Origin of the sequence: Curvibacter gracilis ATCC BAA-807 (assembly GCF_000518645.1) — a bacterium.
In the GTDB taxonomy this organism is placed as follows: Bacteria; Pseudomonadota; Gammaproteobacteria; order Burkholderiales; family Burkholderiaceae_C; genus Curvibacter; species Curvibacter gracilis.
Genome location: NZ_KI912466.1, coordinates 443,054 through 460,106 on the forward strand (window position 1 = coordinate 443,054; position 17,053 = coordinate 460,106).

At 62.0% G+C, this 17,053-nt stretch carries 18 protein-coding genes and 1 tRNA gene; 10 read left to right on the forward strand and 9 right to left on the reverse strand.

Translation table 11 applies throughout. The features are described 5' to 3' along the window. Window positions 1-23 precede the first annotated feature (23 nt). Window positions 24-1,325: a polyamine export protein PaeA gene (gene paeA / locus L880_RS0127630; protein ID WP_027478345.1), complete on the forward strand. Its 1,302-nt coding sequence runs from the start codon at window positions 24-26 to the stop codon at window positions 1,323-1,325. Window positions 1,326-1,349: 24 nt separating this feature from the next. Here paeA and L880_RS0127635 read toward each other — a convergent pair whose 3' ends face one another. Both L880_RS0127635 and L880_RS0127640 read right to left on the reverse strand, forming a co-directional pair. Then, complete coding sequence (locus tag L880_RS0127635) at window positions 1,350-1,994, reverse strand: lytic transglycosylase domain-containing protein (RefSeq protein ID WP_019576094.1); 645 nt, start codon at window positions 1,992-1,994, stop codon at window positions 1,350-1,352. A gap of 27 nt (window positions 1,995-2,021) precedes the next feature. Continuing rightward, window positions 2,022-3,767, reverse strand: coding sequence for a proline--tRNA ligase (locus L880_RS0127640; protein ID WP_019576095.1), 1,746 nt, complete (start codon window positions 3,765-3,767; stop codon window positions 2,022-2,024). A 92-nt stretch (window positions 3,768-3,859) separates the two neighbouring features. On the opposite strand from L880_RS0127640, the gene L880_RS0127645 reads away from it, so the two are divergent. Continuing rightward, window positions 3,860-4,525, forward strand: coding sequence for an RNA pyrophosphohydrolase (locus tag L880_RS0127645; RefSeq protein ID WP_027478346.1), 666 nt, complete (start codon window positions 3,860-3,862; stop codon window positions 4,523-4,525). A 57-nt stretch (window positions 4,526-4,582) separates the two neighbouring features. Here the strand turns inward: L880_RS0127645 and proB are convergent, their stop codons facing one another. The 4 genes from proB to rplU form a co-directional block, all read right to left on the reverse strand. Next, window positions 4,583-5,719: a glutamate 5-kinase gene (gene proB / locus L880_RS0127650; protein WP_027478347.1), complete on the reverse strand. Its 1,137-nt coding sequence runs from the start codon at window positions 5,717-5,719 to the stop codon at window positions 4,583-4,585. A 43-nt stretch (window positions 5,720-5,762) separates the two neighbouring features. Further along, entirely contained in the window at window positions 5,763-6,833 is a 1,071-nt protein-coding gene (cgtA, locus tag L880_RS0127655) for an Obg family GTPase CgtA (protein WP_027478348.1), read from the reverse strand. A 92-nt stretch (window positions 6,834-6,925) separates the two neighbouring features. After that, a complete protein-coding gene (rpmA, locus tag L880_RS0127660) occupies window positions 6,926-7,186 on the reverse strand; it encodes a 50S ribosomal protein L27 (protein WP_027478349.1) in 261 nt (86 codons plus the stop codon). A 12-nt stretch (window positions 7,187-7,198) separates the two neighbouring features. Continuing rightward, window positions 7,199-7,510, reverse strand: coding sequence for a 50S ribosomal protein L21 (gene rplU, locus L880_RS35315; RefSeq protein WP_084461703.1), 312 nt, complete (start codon window positions 7,508-7,510; stop codon window positions 7,199-7,201). A 217-nt stretch (window positions 7,511-7,727) separates the two neighbouring features. Here rplU and L880_RS0127670 point away from each other — a divergent pair, with 217 nt between their 5' ends. The 8 genes from L880_RS0127670 to L880_RS0127705 all read left to right on the forward strand — a co-directional run bounded on the left by L880_RS0127670 (window position 7,728) and on the right by L880_RS0127705 (window position 14,436). Beyond that, window positions 7,728-8,657, forward strand: coding sequence for a polyprenyl synthetase family protein (locus L880_RS0127670; RefSeq protein WP_425389214.1), 930 nt, complete (start codon window positions 7,728-7,730; stop codon window positions 8,655-8,657). A gap of 69 nt (window positions 8,658-8,726) precedes the next feature. Next, window positions 8,727-8,803, forward strand: a tRNA-Pro gene (locus L880_RS0127675). A 131-nt stretch (window positions 8,804-8,934) separates the two neighbouring features. Then, the gene (pilB, locus tag L880_RS0127680; protein WP_027478352.1) at window positions 8,935-10,665 is read left to right on the forward strand and encodes a type IV-A pilus assembly ATPase PilB; all 1,731 of its coding nucleotides are present in this window, start codon (window positions 8,935-8,937) and stop codon (window positions 10,663-10,665) included. Window positions 10,666-10,682: 17 nt separating this feature from the next. After that, on the forward strand, window positions 10,683-11,897 hold the full coding sequence (locus tag L880_RS0127685; protein ID WP_027478353.1) for a type II secretion system F family protein: 1,215 nt from the start codon (window positions 10,683-10,685) through the stop codon (window positions 11,895-11,897). Next, window positions 11,897-12,754, forward strand: a complete 858-nt coding sequence (locus L880_RS0127690) for a prepilin peptidase (protein ID WP_027478354.1) — start codon at window positions 11,897-11,899, stop codon at window positions 12,752-12,754. The genes L880_RS0127685 and L880_RS0127690 overlap by 1 nt, the downstream gene beginning before the upstream one ends. 5 nt (window positions 12,755-12,759) lie before the next feature. Further along, window positions 12,760-13,380: a dephospho-CoA kinase gene (coaE, locus tag L880_RS0127695; protein WP_027478355.1), complete on the forward strand. Its 621-nt coding sequence runs from the start codon at window positions 12,760-12,762 to the stop codon at window positions 13,378-13,380. Window positions 13,381-13,400: 20 nt separating this feature from the next. Next, the gene (gene zapD, locus L880_RS0127700; protein ID WP_027478356.1) at window positions 13,401-14,156 is read left to right on the forward strand and encodes a cell division protein ZapD; all 756 of its coding nucleotides are present in this window, start codon (window positions 13,401-13,403) and stop codon (window positions 14,154-14,156) included. A 58-nt stretch (window positions 14,157-14,214) separates the two neighbouring features. Further along, the gene (locus L880_RS0127705; protein WP_027478357.1) at window positions 14,215-14,436 is read left to right on the forward strand and encodes a DNA gyrase inhibitor YacG; all 222 of its coding nucleotides are present in this window, start codon (window positions 14,215-14,217) and stop codon (window positions 14,434-14,436) included. 19 nt (window positions 14,437-14,455) lie between these two features. Here L880_RS0127705 and L880_RS0127710 read toward each other — a convergent pair whose 3' ends face one another. The 3 genes from L880_RS0127710 to argJ are packed head-to-tail and all read right to left on the reverse strand — an operon-like array spanning window position 14,456 to window position 17,009. Next, window positions 14,456-14,893 carry an NUDIX domain-containing protein gene (locus L880_RS0127710; RefSeq protein ID WP_027478358.1) on the reverse strand — a complete coding sequence of 146 codons (438 nt, stop codon included), beginning with the start codon at window positions 14,891-14,893 and terminating at the stop codon, window positions 14,456-14,458. Continuing rightward, window positions 14,886-15,761, reverse strand: a complete 876-nt coding sequence (locus tag L880_RS0127715) for an ATP-binding protein (RefSeq protein ID WP_027478359.1) — start codon at window positions 15,759-15,761, stop codon at window positions 14,886-14,888. Before L880_RS0127715 ends, L880_RS0127710 begins: the two co-directional genes overlap by 8 nt. Window positions 15,762-15,779: 18 nt before the next feature. Continuing rightward, window positions 15,780-17,009 (reverse strand): bifunctional glutamate N-acetyltransferase/amino-acid acetyltransferase ArgJ, encoded by a 1,230-nt coding sequence (argJ, locus tag L880_RS0127720; protein WP_027478360.1) that lies wholly within the window; start codon window positions 17,007-17,009, stop codon window positions 15,780-15,782. Window positions 17,010-17,053: the final 44 nt, after the last annotated feature.

Genomic DNA, 17,053 nt, shown 5'->3' on the forward strand with positions numbered 1-17,053 from the left:
CCCCCCGCTGCAAAGCCCCTCCCATGACCCTGAGCCAAAGTCTGCTGCTCATCCTGGCCTTGATCGCTGCCAGCGCCTTTTTCTCGATCGCCGAGATCTCGCTGGCCGCATCGCGACGTCTGCGCCTGCGCCAGATGGCCGACGCGGGCGATCTGCGCGCGGCACACGTGCTGCGCCTGCAGGACCAACCTGGGCCCTATTTCACGGTGGTCCAGATCGGTCTGAATGCGATCGCCATCGTCGGTGGGGTGGTCGGTGAAGGGGCGCTGAGCCCTTTCTTCAATGATCTGCTGGCCCTTTGGCTGCCGGGCGAGACAGCCTCCAAGCTGGGTGCCGTGCTGTCCTTCGTCGTGGTCATCGCCCTGTTCATCGTCTTCGCCGATCTGCTGCCCAAGCGCCTGGGCATGAACGAGCCCGAGCAGGTGGCCGTTCGGCTGGTCGCGCCCATGCAAGGCCTGATGTCCCTGTTCAAACCCCTGGTCTGGTTGCTCAGCCGCATCACCGACAGGCTGTTCTCGCTGCTGGGCCTGCCCGCGGCACGGGACGAGCGCGTCACGCCGGCCGACATCCTGGCCATGACCGAGGCGAGCGCACGATCAGGCCTGTTGGCCGAGCGCGAGCATCAGATGATCACCAATGTGTTCGAGCTCGACAGCCGCAGCGTGACCAGTGCCATGACGCCGCGTGAACGCATGGCCTGGTTCAGGGTGGACGACCCGGAGCCTGTGATCCGGGCCCGCATCCTGGCGCAGCCATTCTCGAGCTACCCGGTCTGTCGGGACGGTCTGGAGCAAGTGCTGGGTTATGTCGATGCCAAGGACCTGTTCCAGCGCGTGCTCAACGGCCTTCCGCTCGACCTGTCCAGCGAGGGACTGTTGCGCAAGATCCTGGTGGTGCCCGACCGGCTCAGCCTGGGCGAAGTCCTGGCCTTGTTCCGGGAGGCCCATGAAGACTTTGCAGTGATCGTGAACGAGTACAGCGTGGTGATGGGGCTGGTGACCCTCAACGACATGATGAGCACGGTGATGGGTGATCTGGTGGACCAGCAGGATGAAGACCTGATCGTGCAGCGTGATGAGAACTCCTGGCTGATCGATGGCATGACGCCGATCGCCGACGTGCAGAGGGCACTTGAGCTGGACAGCCTGCCCCACGCCGACCAGTACGACACGTTGGCAGGTTTTCTGATGGAGATGCTGCGGCGCATTCCCAAGCGCACCGATGCCGTGAGCTGGGAGGGCTTCCGCTTTGAGGTGATGGATGTGGACAGCTACCGCATCGACCAGGTGATGGTCACGCGCCTGCCCCCCGTGGGGCCGGCATGAGTCAGTGCCGGCGCTGCGCGCCCCTCAGGCCTGGGCGGGCGACTTGACGGGGTCGGCAAACACCCAGTGGCGCTGGGCCCCGAACACGGCATCGGGGTACTGCGGCTTGCCGCGGCTGCCGTTGTAGCGGCCCAGGGCCATGTAGAGATCGCCCCGCTCACGGTCCAGGTAATGGCGCAGGATCACGCAGCCAAAGCGCAGGTTGGTCTGCAGATGGAACAGCTTGCCCGGGTCACCATCGCCGATCACACGGGTCCAGAAAGGCATCACCTGCATGTAGCCACGGGCCCCCACGGGCGACACGGCAAATTTGCGGAAGTTGCTCTCCACCTCGATCAGGCCCAGCACCAGAGAGGTGTCCAGGCCGGCCCGACGGCTTTCGTACCAGACCGTCTGCAGGAACTCCTTGCGCACCAGCCACTCCGGTTTGCGGCGCCAGAGGCGGTCGCTCATGGCCGCCAGCCAGCGCAGGTAGACCAGGCGACCATCGGTATCGACGAACTCAGGCACGGGCGGTGCCTGCTGGGCCACCGCCGAACTCAGGGCCGTGCGCACGGAGTCAATCAGGGGCTCTTCCGCCTGGGCTCCGGCACGCGCCGATTCAGACCACAAGAACAGAGAAGGCCCGGCGGCCAGGGCGGCCAGGCTTTTTCGCCTTGAAATCAACATGCCATCATCCTCAAACCCGCGTGGCGCTCACAGAGCCAGTCGCTCCTTCAGGTGCGCCAGCACATCCGCCGCCCCGATCTTGGTGGCGGCCGTGTCACGGCGGTGCTGGTATTCGACCTGGCCTTCCTTCAGGCCCCGGTCCGACAGCACCACGCGGTGCGGCACACCGATGAGCTCCCAGTCGGCGAACATGGCGCCAGGGCGCTCGCCCCGATCGTCCAGCAGCACATCCACGCCCAAAGCCAGCAGGTCGGCATGCAACTGCTCGGCAGCCGCCTTGACCTCGGCACTGCGGTCCATGCCGATGGGACAGATCACCACCGTGAACGGGGCAATCGCATCGGGCCAGATGATGCCGCGCTCGTCGTGGTTCTGCTCGATGGCCGCGGCCGGCAGGCGGGTGACGCCAATGCCGTAGCAGCCCATCTCGAAGAAGGCCGGCTTGCCGTCCTCGCCCAGGAAGGTGGCATTCATGGCCTTCGAGTACTTGGTGCCCAGGTAGAAGACATGCCCCACCTCGATGCCGCGCTCGATGGCCAACACGCCCTTGCCGTCGGGCGAGGCATCGCCCGCCACCACGTTGCGCAGGTCTGCCACCAACTCGGGCTCAGGCAGGTCGCGGCCCCAGTTCACGCCGGTGATGTGGAAGTCGACTTCGTTGGCACCGCAAATCCAGTCGGCCAGCACGGCCACTTCGCGATCGGCCACCACCTTGACGGGCTTCTTCAGATTCAGCGGGCCCAGATAGCCTGGCTTGCAGCCGAAATGGTCTTCGATCTCAGGCACGGTGGCAAAGCGGAAGCCGCCCTCCATGCCCGGCAGCTTGCCGACCTTGACTTCATTCATGTCATGGTCGCCGCGCAACAGCAGCAGCCAGATCTGGCTGCGTGTGATCTCGCCGTGTTCGTTCAGCGTGTCGGTGGCGAGCACCAGGGATTTGACGGTGGTCGCCAAGGGAACATTCAGCAACTCGGCCACATCGGCACAGGTGCTCTTGCCCGGGGTGGCGGTCTTGGTGAGCGCGCCTGCGGCTGCGGGCCGAGGGCCCGCCGGTGCCAGGGCCTCGGCCTTTTCGATGTTGGCGGCGTAGTCGCTGTCAGGGCAATAGACGATGGCGTCTTCGCCCGTGGCGGCGATCACCTGGAACTCTTCGCTCAGGTCGCCACCGATGGCACCGCTGTCGGCGGCCACGGCACGGTAGGTGAGGCCGAAACGATCGAAGATCCGCCGGTAGGCCGCGGCCATGACCTGGTAGCTGGCCTTGGCCGCCGCCTGGTCGCGGTCGAAGCTGTAGGCATCCTTCATGATGAACTCGCGACCGCGCATCAGGCCGAAGCGCGGACGGCGCTCATCACGGAACTTGGTCTGGATCTGGTAGAAGTTCTTGGGCAACTGCTTGTAGCTGCGCAATTCCTGGCGAGCAATGTCAGTGACCACTTCTTCGGAGGTGGGCTGAATCACGAAGTCGCGGTCATGGCGGTCCTTGATGCGCAGCAACTCAGGACCCATCTTCTCGAAGCGACCGGTCTCCTGCCAGAGCTCGGCAGGCTGAACCACCGGCATGGTCACCTCGACGGCGCCGGCCCGGTTCATCTCTTCGCGCACGATGGCCTCGACCTTTCGGATGACACGCAAGCCGATGGGCATGTAGTTGTACACACCGGCCCCCAGCTTCTTGATCATGCCAGCTCGGGTCATCAGTTTGTGGCTGACGACCTCCGCATCGGCAGGCGCTTCCTTGAGGGTGGAAATGAAGAATTGGGAGGCTTTCATCTGGGGGAATGCGGAAAGTTCAAGAGAAGTCCTCTTGTGACACGTGCGGTGCCGTGCATAATGGACTCAGTTTAAAAATTTGGGGTTTGATTATGCTTGACCGGGACGGCTTTAGGCCGAACGTCGGCATCATCCTGCTCAACCATAAAAACCAGGTGTTCTGGGGCAAGCGCATCCGGACCCACAGCTGGCAGTTCCCTCAAGGTGGCATTGATCGTGGCGAAAGCCCTGAGCAGGCCATGTTCCGGGAATTGCACGAAGAAGTGGGGCTCCATCCGGAGCATGTGCGAATTGTGGCCCGAACGCGGGAATGGTTGCGCTATGAGGTGCCAGACCGGTACATTCGGCGAGACGCTCGAGGCCACTACAAGGGCCAAAAGCAGATCTGGTACCTGCTGCAACTGCTGGGACACGATTGGGACCTGAACCTCAGGGCCACCAACCACCCGGAATTTGATGCTTGGCGCTGGAACGATTACTGGGTACCGCTCGATGTGGTGGTGGAGTTCAAGCGCGGCGTCTACGAGATGGCCCTGACTGAACTGGCACGCTACCTTCCGCGACCGGAACCGCGAAACCGCTTTCTGAGAGGCGGTATGCGCACCCGGGACAACGAGGGCGGACCGGACAACCACATGTCGCGACTGCCACCGTCGGGCAGCTATGAACTGCCCCCTGGGGCCAGCTTTGAGCCGGAACCCAGACCGATGCACCCCAGTCATTCGGGCCTGCAACTTGACCCGATCAACAAGCACTGAATCCAGACCATCCGACCCTGACCCGGTCGGATTTTTTCTGGGGCCAACGGGTGCAACTCAACGGTGAAGCACCAGGTTGTCCCGGTGCACCATTTCCGCTTCGGCCACATAGCCCAGCAGGCGCTCGATCTCGGCAGACGCCTTGCGGCACATCAGGCGAGCCTCGGCGCTCGCGTAGTTCGACAGGCCACGGGCCACTTCGGTCCCGGATGAGTCCTTGATGGCGATCACGTCGCCCCGAGAGAACTCCCCCTCCACCGTCGTCATGCCGATGGGCAAGAGACTCTTGCCCTCATCACGCAACTTGGCCACGGCACCGTCATCCACCACCACGGCGCCACGCATTTGCAGGTGATCCGCCATCCACTGCTTGCGGGCCTGGTTCTTCGCCGTCTGAGCCACCAACAGAGTCCCTATCGACTCCCCCTGGGTGAGTCGTACCAGCGCATCAGGCTCGCGCCCCCAGGCGATCACGGTGGAAGCACCCGAGCCCGCCGCACGCTTGGCGGCCAGGATCTTGGTGATCATGCCGCCCTTGCCAATGCTGGAACCCGCGCCCCCGGCCATGGCTTCCAAGGCCAGATCGCCAGCACGCGCCTCATGCACAAACTGGGCAGCAGGATCCCGCCGCGGGTCCGCGGTGTACAAGCCTTTTTGATCGGTCAGAATCACCAAAGCATCGGCCTCCACCAGGTTGGCCACCAATGCTCCCAGGGTGTCGTTGTCACCAAACTTGATTTCGTCGTTGACCACCGTATCGTTCTCGTTGATCACGGGGACCACGCGGTGACGCAGCAAGGTCAGCAAGGTGGAGCGGGCATTCAGGTACCGCTCGCGATCAGCCAGATCTGCGTGTGTGAGCAAGACCTGGGCGCTGCCCAGGCCGTTTTCACGCAACTTGGTCTCATACATCTGGGCCAGGCCCATCTGCCCCACCGCAGCGGCGGCCTGCAACTCATGCACTTCTTTGGGGCGAACAGGCCACCCCAGGCGCTTCATGCCTTCGGCAATGGCACCACTGGACACCATCACCACCTCGCGCCCGGACAGAACCAGTTGAGCCAACTGACGGCACCACTCACTGATGGCAGCCTCGTCCAGTCCACGCCCTTCATTGGTCACCAGGCTGGAGCCCACCTTGACGACGATGCGGCGGGCATCCGCCAGCACCCGTGATTCATTTTTAGCAGTCATTTCAGCATCGGCCAGCCATACCGGCCCCAGGGCACAGGAACATTCAGGAATCAGAGGGTTCGGCGAAACGCGGATCCACCTCGACCGGGGCCTGCTCGGCCACCTGCTGCGCCTTCACGTGCTGGTAGATCGCCTTGATCAAGGCCTCGCAACCTTCACGCGTCAACGCAGAGATCTCAAAGACCGGGCCCTTGTACTTGTAACGCTTGACGAAATCCTTGACCAAGGCAGCCCGCTTGTCTTCCGGCACCATGTCCAGCTTGTTCAGGACCAGCCAGCGCGGCTTCTCATAAAGCGCCTGATCGTACTTCTTCAGCTCACCCACAATGGCCTTGGCCTGGGCAACCGGATCAACGGCCTCATCAAAGGGAGCCAGATCCACGACATGCAACAGCAGACGCGTGCGCTGCAAGTGACGCAAAAACAGATGCCCCAAGCCAGCACCCTCGGAAGCGCCCTCGATCAAACCCGGGATGTCGGCCACCACAAAGCTCTGTTCAGGACCAACACGCACCACACCCAGATTGGGGTGCAGTGTGGTGAAGGGGTAGTCAGCAATCTTCGGACGAGCGTTCGAGATCGCGGCAATCAGCGTCGATTTGCCGGCGTTGGGCATGCCGAGCAGACCGACATCGGCCAACACCTTGAGCTCCAGCTTGAGGCTCTTCTTCTCACCCGGCCAACCCGGCGTCTTTTGACGCGGCGCCCGGTTGATCGCACTCTTGAAGCGCAAGTTACCAAAGCCCCCATCACCGCCTTTGGCGATCGTGATGGTCTCACCCGGAGCCAAAAGTTCGTAAAGGACTTCGCCCGTTTCAGCATCGGAAATGATGGTGCCAACCGGCATCTTCAAGGTGATGTCATCACCTGCCGCACCGAACATGTCCGAGCCCATGCCGTGCTCGCCACGCCGGGCTTCGTGCCGGCGGGAGTAGCGGAAATCGACCAGGGTATTGAGGTTGGGATCGGCCACGGCATAGACGTGACCACCGCGCCCGCCATCGCCGCCATTGGGCCCGCCAAACTCTTTGTACTTTTCATGACGAAACGAGACGCAACCGTTCCCGCCATCGCCCGCAGCAATGTCTATATAGGCTTCATCAACAAATTTCATGTCATGTCCAGTCTAGAAAAATGGGGACCCAACGAAAAAAGCCCCGACCAAGCGGGGCTTCGACAGGTCGCTGAGTGACCGCGCCGTCAGACTCAGGCTGCGGGCGTCACGTTGACCGTGTGCTTGTTCAGCGCGCCCTTGGTGGCGAACGACACGTGGCCGTCAACCAGAGCAAACAGAGTGTGATCCTTGCCGATGCCGACATTCGAGCCAGCATGGAAGCGGGTACCACGTTGACGAACGATGATCGAGCCAGCGCTGATCAATTCGCCACCGAAGGCCTTCACACCGAGCATCTTGGGCTTGGAATCGCGCCCGTTTCGCGTAGAGCCGCCGCCTTTTTTCTGTGCCATGACCCGTTCTCCTTAGCCTGCAATCGCGCCGATTTGCAGTTCGGTGAACTGCTGACGGTGACCTTGACGCTTTTGATAGTGCTTACGACGACGCATCTTGAAGATGCGAACCTTGTCGTGCTTGCCATGCGCCACGACAGTTGCCGTGACGGTTGCGCCGGACACCAGGGGCGTGCCAACCTTCAGTTCAGCGCCGTTGCCGACAGCCAGAACTTGGTCAATCACGATTTCCTGGCCTACGTCCGCAGCAATCTGTTCTACTTTGATTTTTTCGCCAGCAGCAACGCGATATTGCTTGCCGCCGGTTTTTATGACCGCGTACATGTAAACCTCTTTGAATTGAAGCTCTGCCGGAGAATTCCGCAGAGCCCGAAACTATAGCAAGAAAGTCAACCGCTGACAAGCGGGGCCCCTGACACGCTCAAGTGCAGGTGAGGCGCGTGGCACGCGCTTCCTATAATTTCGCAACTTGAAAGAGCCCGCCACCTTGACCGCCCCCACCGCATCCGCCTCCCAAGCCCTCGAATTGATCGCCCGCGACATGGGCGAAGTCGACAAGGTCATCGCCCACCGACTCAACTCGAGCGTCCCTCTGGTCGGGCAAATTTCCCAGTACATCATTGCCGCCGGAGGCAAACGACTGCGCCCGGCGCTGCTGCTGCTGGTGGCGGGCGCACTCGGTTACCAAGGCTCACAACACCACAACCTGGCGGCTGTGGTCGAGTTCATCCACACAGCCACCCTGCTGCACGACGATGTAGTGGACGAATCCACCCTGCGCCGAGGCCGCGCCACGGCCAACGAGGCCTTTGGCAACCCTGCCAGTGTCCTGGTTGGCGACTTTCTTTATTCACGCGCCTTCCAGATGATGGTGGACGCCAATGACATGCGGGTGATGGAAGTACTGGCAGACGCCACCAACGTGATCGCCGAAGGCGAAGTGCTGCAATTGATGAACATGCACGACGCCTCGCTGGACGAGGCCGCCTACCTGCGCGTCATCCGCTCCAAGACAGCAAAGTTGTTCGAAGCCAGCGCGCGCCTGGCCGCCATCCTGATCAAGGCCCCTAGCCACATCGAAGAGGCGTGTGCAACCTACGGCCAAGCCCTGGGCACCGCCTTCCAGGTCATCGACGACGTGCTGGACTACGCCGGCAACACCGCCGAAATGGGCAAGAACATCGGCGACGACCTGCGCGAAGGCAAAGCGACGCTGCCTTTGATCATCGGCATGCAGCGGGGCACACCCGAACAAGCGGCCACGATCCGCCACGCCATTGAACAAGGCGAGACTGAAAGGCTGCCCCAGATCATCGAGATCGTGCGCAGCACCGGTGCACTTGAGGCCACCCAACAAGCGGCGGCAGCCGAAGCACAACGCGCAATTTCTGCCTTGAGTGCACTTCCTTCAAATTCTTACTCCGAAGGTTTGCTACAATTAGCGGCTCAATTGCTTCAGCGTCGAAATTGAGAGATGACGACAAGCCTGAAAACACATTGAGAGCATAGTGCTTCATGCATTGAAGCCATGTTTGACTGTCGGGGTGTAGCTTAGCCTGGTAGAGCGCTACGTTCGGGACGTAGAGGCCGGAGGTTCGAATCCTCTCACCCCGACCATGATCAGACATATTGCACATCTGAGGCAAATTCCTGCCTCCATCTCCCCCAGCTACATTCCATTTACAGACAGTTGCTCCTGAGCGATGATAGGATGCATTTTTTCATTCTGAGCATCCCTCACCCGCCTCATGGCCGCTGTTGAACCAGCCAATAAATCGTCATCCGTTGCGCTGCCCGGATTGGGGCGGGCACTGATCACAGCAGGCAAACTGGCCCAGAAAGCGGCCGAGGACATCTACCAGAAGGCGCTGGCCCACCGCACCAGCTTCATCGTGGAGTTGATGGGCTCGGGGGCCGTGTCGGCCGCCGACTTGGCCCACACGATGTCGCAAGCCTTCAGCGCGCCCTTGCTGGACCTCGATGCCATCGACCCGCAGCGGCTGCCCAAAGACCTGCTGGACCCCAAGATCTGCCAAGCCTACCGGATCCTGGTACTCAGCAAGCGCAGCAATCGCCTGATCATCGCAACGGCCGACCCTTCAGACCAAGAGGTGGTCGAGAAGATCAAGTTCTCGACCCAGATGGGCGTTGACTGGATCATTGCCGAGTACGACAAACTGTCCAAGATGGTCGAGGCCACGACCACCTCGGTCGCCGAGGCCATGGACACGATCATCGGCGGCGGTGACTTCCAGTTCGAAGACGAGCCCATCATCACCGAGGATGTGGCTGAAACCAACAGCGCCGAGGTTGAAGACGCCCCCATCGTCAAGTTTCTGCACAAGATGCTGCTGGACGCCTTCAACATGCGCGCTTCAGATTTGCATTTCGAACCTTACGAACACTATTACCGGGTTCGATTCCGCATTGACGGAGAACTGCGGGAGATCTCCACACCCCCAATTGCCATCAAGGACAAGCTGGCCTCCCGCATCAAGGTGATCTCACGGCTGGACATTTCCGAGAAGCGCGTGCCTCAGGACGGGCGGATGAAGCTGAAGATCGGGGCGGATCGCGTGATTGACTTCCGGGTCAGCACCTTGCCCACACTGTTCGGCGAAAAGATCGTGATCCGTATTCTTGACCCCAGCAGCGCCAAGCTGGGCATCGAGGCCCTGGGCTACGAACCCGAAGAGAAGGAGCGTTTGCTTCACGCCATCGGGCGCCCCTACGGCATGATTCTGGTCACGGGGCCCACCGGCTCGGGCAAGACGGTGTCGCTCTACACCTGCCTGAACATGCTCAACAAGCCGGGTGTGAACATCGCCACGGCCGAAGACCCCTCGGAAATCAACCTTCCAGGCGTCAACCAGGTCAACGTGAACGAGAAAGCGGGCCTGACATTCGCGGCAGCCTTGAAATCCTTCCTGCGGCAGGATCCGGACATCATCATGGTCGGCGAAATCCGCGACCTGGAGACGGCCGACATTTCCATCAAGGCTGCCCAGACGGGCCACCTGGTGCTGTCAACCCTGCACACGAACGACGCCCCGACCACGCTGACCCGGATGCGCAACATGGGCATCGCCCCATTCAACATCGCGTCCAGCGTCATTCTCATCACGGCGCAGCGCCTGGCGCGGCGACTCTGTCCCAACTGCAAGGCTCCAGCCGACATTCCGCGCGAAGCCCTGCTCGACTCGGGCTTTGGGGAGGATGAGTTGGACGGCAGCTGGGTGTCCTACCGCCCTGTGGGCTGCTCGGCCTGCAACAACGGCTACAAAGGCCGGGTCGGCATCTACCAGGTCATGCCGATTTCAGAGGAAATCCAGCGCATCATCCTGCGCGATGGCAGCGCACTGGAAATTGCCGAGCAAGCCCGCCGTGAAGGGGTGCGCAGCCTGCGTGAATCCGGGCTGTACAAGGTCAAGATGGGCTTGACCTCGCTGGAGGAAGTACTGGCCGTGACGAACGAATAAACCGAAGCAACAAGCCAATGGCAAGCACAAAAAAAGACATCAAAGAATTTGTCTTCGAGTGGGAGGGCAAGGACCGCAACGGCAAACCCGTGCGCGGAGAATTGCGTGCGGCCGGCGAAAACCAGGTTCAGGCGTCACTGCGTCGGCAAGGCGTGTTCCCGACCAAGATCAAAAAGCGCAAGATGCGCTCGGGCAAAAAGATCAAGCCCAAGGACATCGCCCTGTTCACCCGGCAGTTGGCCACGATGATGAAGGCCGGCGTGCCCCTGCTGCAGACCTTCGACATCGTCGGCCGCGGCAATGCCAACCCGAGCGTCACCAAGCTGCTCAACGATGTCCGCTCGGATGTGGAGACCGGCACCTCGCTGAGCGGTGCTTTTCGCAAGTACCCGATGTACTTCGATGACCTCTACTGCAACCTGATCGAAGCCGGCGAAGCAGCCGGTATCCTGGAATCCCTGCTTGATCGGCTGGCGATCTACATGGAGAAGACCGAGGCGATCAAGTCGAAGATCAAATCGGCCTTGATGTACCCGATCTCGGTGATCGTCGTTGCCTTTGTCGTGATCGTGGTCATCATGATCTTCGTGATTCCGGCCTTCAAGCAGGTGTTCTCTTCTTTTGGCGCCGACCTGCCCGCCCCCACCCTTTTTGTCATTGCCATGAGCGAGTTTTTCGTTCAATGGTGGTGGCTTATCTTCGGCCTGATGGGCGGTGGCGGCTATTTCTTCATGCAGTCCTGGAAACGCAATGAAAAAATGCAGATGGCCATGGACCGCCTGCTGTTGCGCATTCCCATCTTTGGTGACTTGATCAACAAATCCTGCATCGCCCGCTGGACACGCACGCTCTCCACCATGTTCGCCGCCGGGGTGCCCCTGGTGGAAGCCCTGGACTCGGTGGGGGGTGCATCAGGCAACTCGGTCTACGCGATTGCCACCGAACGGATCCAGCAGGAAGTCTCGACCGGCACCAGCCTGACAGCGGCCATGACCAATGCCAACGTGTTCCCATCCATGGTGCTGCAGATGTGCGCCATCGGCGAGGAATCCGGCTCCATCGACCACATGCTGGGCAAGGCGGCCGACTTCTACGAGGCCGAGGTTGACGACATGGTGGCGGGCCTTTCCAGCCTGATGGAACCCATCATCATCGTGGTGCTGGGCTCCATCATCGGCGGCATTGTTGTGTCGATGTACCTGCCTATCTTCAAGTTGGGGCAGGTGGTTTGATGACCTGGTTTGGTGTCTGGGACCCCGCTTTGGTGGGTCTGGTGGGCTTGCTGTTCGGCAGCTTTTTGAATGTCGTCATCTACCGGCTGCCCAAAATGATGGAGGCCCAATGGGACCGCGACTGCGCGGAGCACATGGGGCAAACACCTGCGACACAGCCCCCAACCTTCAATCTGATGGTTCCCCGCTCGCGCTGCCAGGCCTGCGGCCACACCCTGAGTTGGTATGAGAACATCCCCGTATTGAGCTATGTTGCATTGCGCGGGCGTTGCAAGGCCTGCAAGACCGCCATCAGCCCGCGCTACCCCCTGATTGAAATCGCCACCGCAGGGCTGTTCGCCTTGTGCGCCCAGCGCTGGGGCATCAGCTTCAGCACGCTGGCCTGGTGCGGCTTTGCCGCGACCCTGTTGGCGCTGGCCATGATCGATTGGGACACCACGCTGCTGCCTGATGATCTGACCCTCCCCTTGCTGTGGGCAGGCCTGATCTCGGCCGCTGCGGGCTGGACCCAGGTCGACCTGCGCACGGCGCTGTGGGGCGCCGTGGCGGGCTACCTGTCGCTGTGGCTGATCTACTGGGGCTTCAAGCTTTTGACAGGCAAAGAGGGCATGGGCTATGGCGACTTCAAACTCTATGCCGCCCTGGGTGCCTGGTTCGGCTGGCCAGCGCTGCTGCCCATCATTCTGATCTCTTCGGTGATTGGCGCCGTGATCGGCATCGTCCTGAAGTTCTCCAGCGGGTTGCGCGAAGGTGGCTACATTCCGTTCGGTCCCTTTCTGGCAGGCGCCGGCTTTGCGGCCATGATCTGGGGCCCAGACCGCCTTCAGGCCTTGCTGCTGGACTGGATCGGGGGCTGAGCGCGATGCCACAGGCCCACCGCAAGGTCCGGCACCTTGGATTGACCGGAGGCATAGGTTCGGGCAAAAGCACGGTGGCCCAACTGCTGTCGGGCCATGGCGCGGGCGTGATCGATGCCGATGCCGTGGCGCGCCAACTGACCCAACCTGGCGGCTCGGCCATGCCAGCGATCGAAGCCAGCTTTGGTCCGGGCGTGGTCGGCGCAGATGGCGCCCTGGACAGGGACGCCATGCGGGCCCTGGTTTTCAGCCAACCGGATGCGCGCGCCCGGCTCGAAGCCATTGTCCACCCCCTGGTCGGTCAGAAGCTGCAAGCAGAGGCCCTGGCCCATGAGGCTGCAGGAGCCCCCTTGGTGGTCTACGACATCCCCTTGCTGGTCGAATCCAAACGCTGGCCCGCCGAGCTCGATGGCGTGGTGGTGGTTGACTGCCTGCCCGAGACCCAGATCAGCCGGGTCCAACAACGCAGCGGTCTCGGCCGTGAAGCGGTGCTGGCCATCATGGCGGCACAGGCCAGCCGCGAGCAACGCCTGGCCTGTGCCGACGCAGTGATTTTCAATGAGGGTTGCACCCTGGAGGCTCTGGGCCTGCAGGTGGCCGATTTGGCCCATTACTTCGGGCTATGATGCGCGCAACGGAACGAGCAGTGATCCTCTACGAATACCCCTTCAACGAACGCATTCGCACCTACCTGCGTCTGGAACAACTCTTCCGGCGCCTGGGTGAACTGGTCTTGCGCGATGCCGCACTGGACCACCATTTCGCCCTCGCCACGATCTTCGAAATCATGGACGTTGCAGCCCGTGCCGACCTCAAATCGGACGTGCTCAAAGACCTCGAGAAGCAGAAAGCCGCGCTCAACAGCTACCGGGGCAACCCCTCCATCTCGGAGCAGATCCTGGACAGCGTGATCGCCCAGATTGATGCCGACTTTGCAGCGCTCAATGGGCAGCCTGGCAAAGCTGGGCAGTCGTTGACCGAAAACGAATGGCTGATGAGCATTCGCAGCCGCATCGGTATTCCGGGGGGAACCTGCGGATTCGACCTGCCCGCGTACTATGCCTGGCAGCATGATGATCCGGCCAAGCGACGCGATGACCTTCAAGGCTGGGCGGGCACCCTTGGGCCGTTGGCCGAATCCATTTTTCTGCTGCTGAAAATGCTGCGCGATTCCGGCACCCCCCAGAAAGTGGTGGCGGAGCGCGGTCAATTCCAGCAGACCCTGCCTCAAGGGCGCACCTTCCAGCTGCTGCGGCTGCGACTGAATCCCGCCTGGGGCTTGATCCCCGAAATCAGTGGCAACCGCCTGCTGGTTTCGGTGCGGCTGATGCGGCAGGAAGCGGATGGGCGCCTGCACGCCTGCGGCGAAGACGCCAATTTCGAACTGGCCTTGTGTGCCTGATACCTGAGCTGCCTGAGTGCGGGAAGGTCTGCACTCAACGCGCGCCCCGTCGAATCCCATGAGCACCGACAACTCTGACACCCCACCCCAAGGCGCTCGCACGGTGCGATGCCCCGCCTGCGGAGGCCCCAGCCTCTACCACCCCAGCAATGCCTATCGCCCGTTCTGCAGTGAACGCTGCAAGAACCTCGACTTTGGCGCCTGGGCCAGTGAAACCTTTCGCATGCCCACCGAGGCACCGCCCGACGACGCCCCCTACGGTGATCCGCGCCTGCAGTGAACGGCACGGCGCGCCAGCGTCACACAGGCGCCGCTGCGGTGACCACAGGCCCGACATGGCCCCGTTCCGCGGCCAGCCAATCCAGCACCGGGAAAGCCCCCGGCAGCACGGGTGACACGGTGAGTGGGAACTGCTGCCAAGCCATGCTCTGACCCTCGCGCATTTCAAAGGCGCCCTGCCAGTCACGCACTTTGCACCAGTGCAGGCGGACCAAGGCATGGGGGTAGTCGTGCTCTGTGACCTTCCAGGCCTGCGCCGCCCCGATCACCACGCCCAACTCTTCTTCCAGTTCACGGCGCAAGGCCTGTTCCACCGTTTCACCGGCTTCGAGCTTGCCACCTGGAAATTCCCAGTACCCAGCGTAGGGCTTGCCTTCGGGACGGGAACTCAACAACAAGGCGCCATCGGCTCGAATCAAGATGCCGACGGCCACTTCGGTGTGTTGGCGCTCAGCCATGGGCACGCCCCGCAAAGTCACGTGCGAACTGATAGGCCACACGGCCACTGCGAGAGCCGCGCTCCAAGGCCCACACCAGGGCTTCAGGACGGGCCGCCTCACGTGCAGCCTCCGAGACGCCGAACGAACTCAGCCACTGGCCCACGATGGTCAGGTATTCATCCTGCGAGAAAGGGTAGAAGCTGACCCACAAGCCAAAGCGCTCAGACAGCGAGATCTTTTCCTCCACCACCTCACCCGGATGCACTTCGCCATCCTCGGTGTGGGTGTAGGTGAGGTTCTCGGTCATGTACTCGGGCAAGAGGTGACGGCGGTTGCTGGTCGCATAGATCAGCACGTTGGGTGTGGCTGCTGCCACCGAGCCATCCAGAATCGATTTCAGCGCCTTGTAGCCCGCCTCGCCTTCTTCAAAGCTCAGGTCATCGCAAAAGATAACGAACTTCTCGGGGCGCGCAGAGACCACATCCACGATGTCGGGCAAATCGGTCAAATCGGCCTTGTCGACTTCGATCAGACGCAAGCCCTCGGGGGCATATTCATTCAGACAGGCCTTGATCAGCGAGGATTTGCCAGTGCCTCGTGCGCCCGTCAGCAACACATTGTTGGCCGGCAGGCCGCGCACGAACTGCTGGGTATTGCGCTGGATCTTCTCCTTCTGCGGCTCGATCTCCTTCAGGTCATCGAGCTTCATCACGGCCACGTGGTGCACAGGCTCCAGCACGCCATGCCCAGAACCACGCCGACGGTAGCGCCAGGCGATCGACGCATTCCAGTCGGCCGGTGCCGACAGGGGCTGCGGCAGCACGGATTCGATGCGCGCAATCAACTGCTCGGCGCGCAGCATCAGGTGTTCAAATTTCTCGTTCATGGGCATCGCGCCTGTGGCTCAGGACCGGTAATCGGCGTTGATGCTCACGTAATCGTGGCTCAGATCGCAAGTCCACACGGTGTCTGCTGCCGTGCCACGGCCCAGCACCACGCGCACGGTGATTTCGCTTTGCTTCATCACCCTTTGACCATCCTCCTCACGGTAGGCCGGATTGCGCCCCCCCTGCACCGCCACGTGCACGTCGTCCAGGTAGAGGTCGATGCCGGTCTGATCCAGGTCGGCAATGCCTGCATAGCCCACTGCGGCCAGGATGCGGCCCAGGTTCGGGTCACTGGCATAGAAGGCCGTCTTGACCAGGGGCGAGTGGGCGATGGCGTAGGCCACCAGGCGGCACTCCTCGGCGGTCTTGCCACCTTCGACACGCACGGTGATGAACTTAGTGGCGCCTTCCCCGTCGCGCACGATGGCCTGGGCCAGCTTCTGTGCCACCTCCAGCAAGGCAGCCTTGAGCAACGCCCCGTCACCCGAATCGAGCGACTGGATAACCGGGTTGCCCGCCTTGTGGGTGGCCATCAACACGAAGGAGTCGTTGGTGGAGGTGTCGCCGTCAATGGTCACGCGGTTGAACGAGCCTTCGGCCAGATCCCGCACCAGGCCTTGCAGCAAGGCCGGATCCAGCGCCGCATCGGTGGCCAGAAAGCCCAGCATGGTGGCCATGTTGGGGCGGATCATGCCGGCCCCCTTGCTGATACCGGAGATCGTCACCGGCACGCCCGACAGCGTGATGCGGCGGCTGAAGGCCTTGGGCACGGTGTCCGTGGTCATGATGCCCTCGGCGGCACGCGCCCAGTGGTCTTCACGGGCATCGGCCAATGCGGCGGGCAGACCGGCCTCGATGCGGTCCACCGGCAGGGGCTCCATGATCACGCCGGTCGAAAACGGCAGGATCTGTTCGGGCGACAAGGTGAGTTGGCGCGCCAGGGCGATGCAGGTGGCGCGGGCACGCACCAGACCATCTTCCCCCGTGCCGGCGTTGGCATTGCCCGTGTTGATCACCATGGCGCGCACGCCGGCACCACGGTTGAGGTGCTCGCGGCTGACCTGCACAGGCGCTGCGCAAAAGCGGTTCTGGGTGAACACACCGGCCACGCTGGTGCCTTCGTCGAGCAAAAAGACCGTCAGGTCCTTGCGGTTGGCCTTGCGCACACCAGCCTCGGCCACGCCGATGCGCACGCCGGGAACCGGAAAAATCTCTTGAGGAAGCGGAGCAGAAAGATGAACAGGCATGGTCGACTTTCAAAAAAAAGGCCCTTGCCGGCGGCGGCGTGCCA

What these genes read in the sequence shown, in the direction of transcription:
- cgtA (WP_027478348.1), bottom strand. Translation starts at nt 6,833, where the DNA reads ATGAAATTTGTTGATGAAGCCTATATAGACATTGCTGCGGGCGATGGC.
- L880_RS0127710 (WP_027478358.1), bottom strand. Translation starts at nt 14,893, where the DNA reads ATGGCTGAGCGCCAACACACCGAAGTGGCCGTCGGCATCTTGATTCGA.
- L880_RS0127635 (WP_019576094.1), bottom strand. Translation starts at nt 1,994, where the DNA reads ATGTTGATTTCAAGGCGAAAAAGCCTGGCCGCCCTGGCCGCCGGGCCT.
- L880_RS0127685 (WP_027478353.1), top strand. Translation starts at nt 10,683, where the DNA reads ATGGCAAGCACAAAAAAAGACATCAAAGAATTTGTCTTCGAGTGGGAG.
- coaE (WP_027478355.1), top strand. Translation starts at nt 12,760, where the DNA reads ATGCCACAGGCCCACCGCAAGGTCCGGCACCTTGGATTGACCGGAGGC.
- L880_RS0127670 (WP_425389214.1), top strand. Translation starts at nt 7,728, where the DNA reads ATGGGCGAAGTCGACAAGGTCATCGCCCACCGACTCAACTCGAGCGTC.
- L880_RS0127705 (WP_027478357.1), top strand. Translation starts at nt 14,215, where the DNA reads ATGAGCACCGACAACTCTGACACCCCACCCCAAGGCGCTCGCACGGTG.
- rpmA (WP_027478349.1), bottom strand. Translation starts at nt 7,186, where the DNA reads ATGGCACAGAAAAAAGGCGGCGGCTCTACGCGAAACGGGCGCGATTCC.
- rplU (WP_084461703.1), bottom strand. Translation starts at nt 7,510, where the DNA reads ATGTACGCGGTCATAAAAACCGGCGGCAAGCAATATCGCGTTGCTGCT.
- argJ (WP_027478360.1), bottom strand. Translation starts at nt 17,009, where the DNA reads ATGCCTGTTCATCTTTCTGCTCCGCTTCCTCAAGAGATTTTTCCGGTT.
- L880_RS0127715 (WP_027478359.1), bottom strand. Translation starts at nt 15,761, where the DNA reads ATGAACGAGAAATTTGAACACCTGATGCTGCGCGCCGAGCAGTTGATT.
- L880_RS0127640 (WP_019576095.1), bottom strand. Translation starts at nt 3,767, where the DNA reads ATGAAAGCCTCCCAATTCTTCATTTCCACCCTCAAGGAAGCGCCTGCC.
- proB (WP_027478347.1), bottom strand. Translation starts at nt 5,719, where the DNA reads ATGACTGCTAAAAATGAATCACGGGTGCTGGCGGATGCCCGCCGCATC.
- L880_RS0127645 (WP_027478346.1), top strand. Translation starts at nt 3,860, where the DNA reads ATGCTTGACCGGGACGGCTTTAGGCCGAACGTCGGCATCATCCTGCTC.
- paeA (WP_027478345.1), top strand. Translation starts at nt 24, where the DNA reads ATGACCCTGAGCCAAAGTCTGCTGCTCATCCTGGCCTTGATCGCTGCC.
- L880_RS0127690 (WP_027478354.1), top strand. Translation starts at nt 11,897, where the DNA reads ATGACCTGGTTTGGTGTCTGGGACCCCGCTTTGGTGGGTCTGGTGGGC.
- pilB (WP_027478352.1), top strand. Translation starts at nt 8,935, where the DNA reads ATGGCCGCTGTTGAACCAGCCAATAAATCGTCATCCGTTGCGCTGCCC.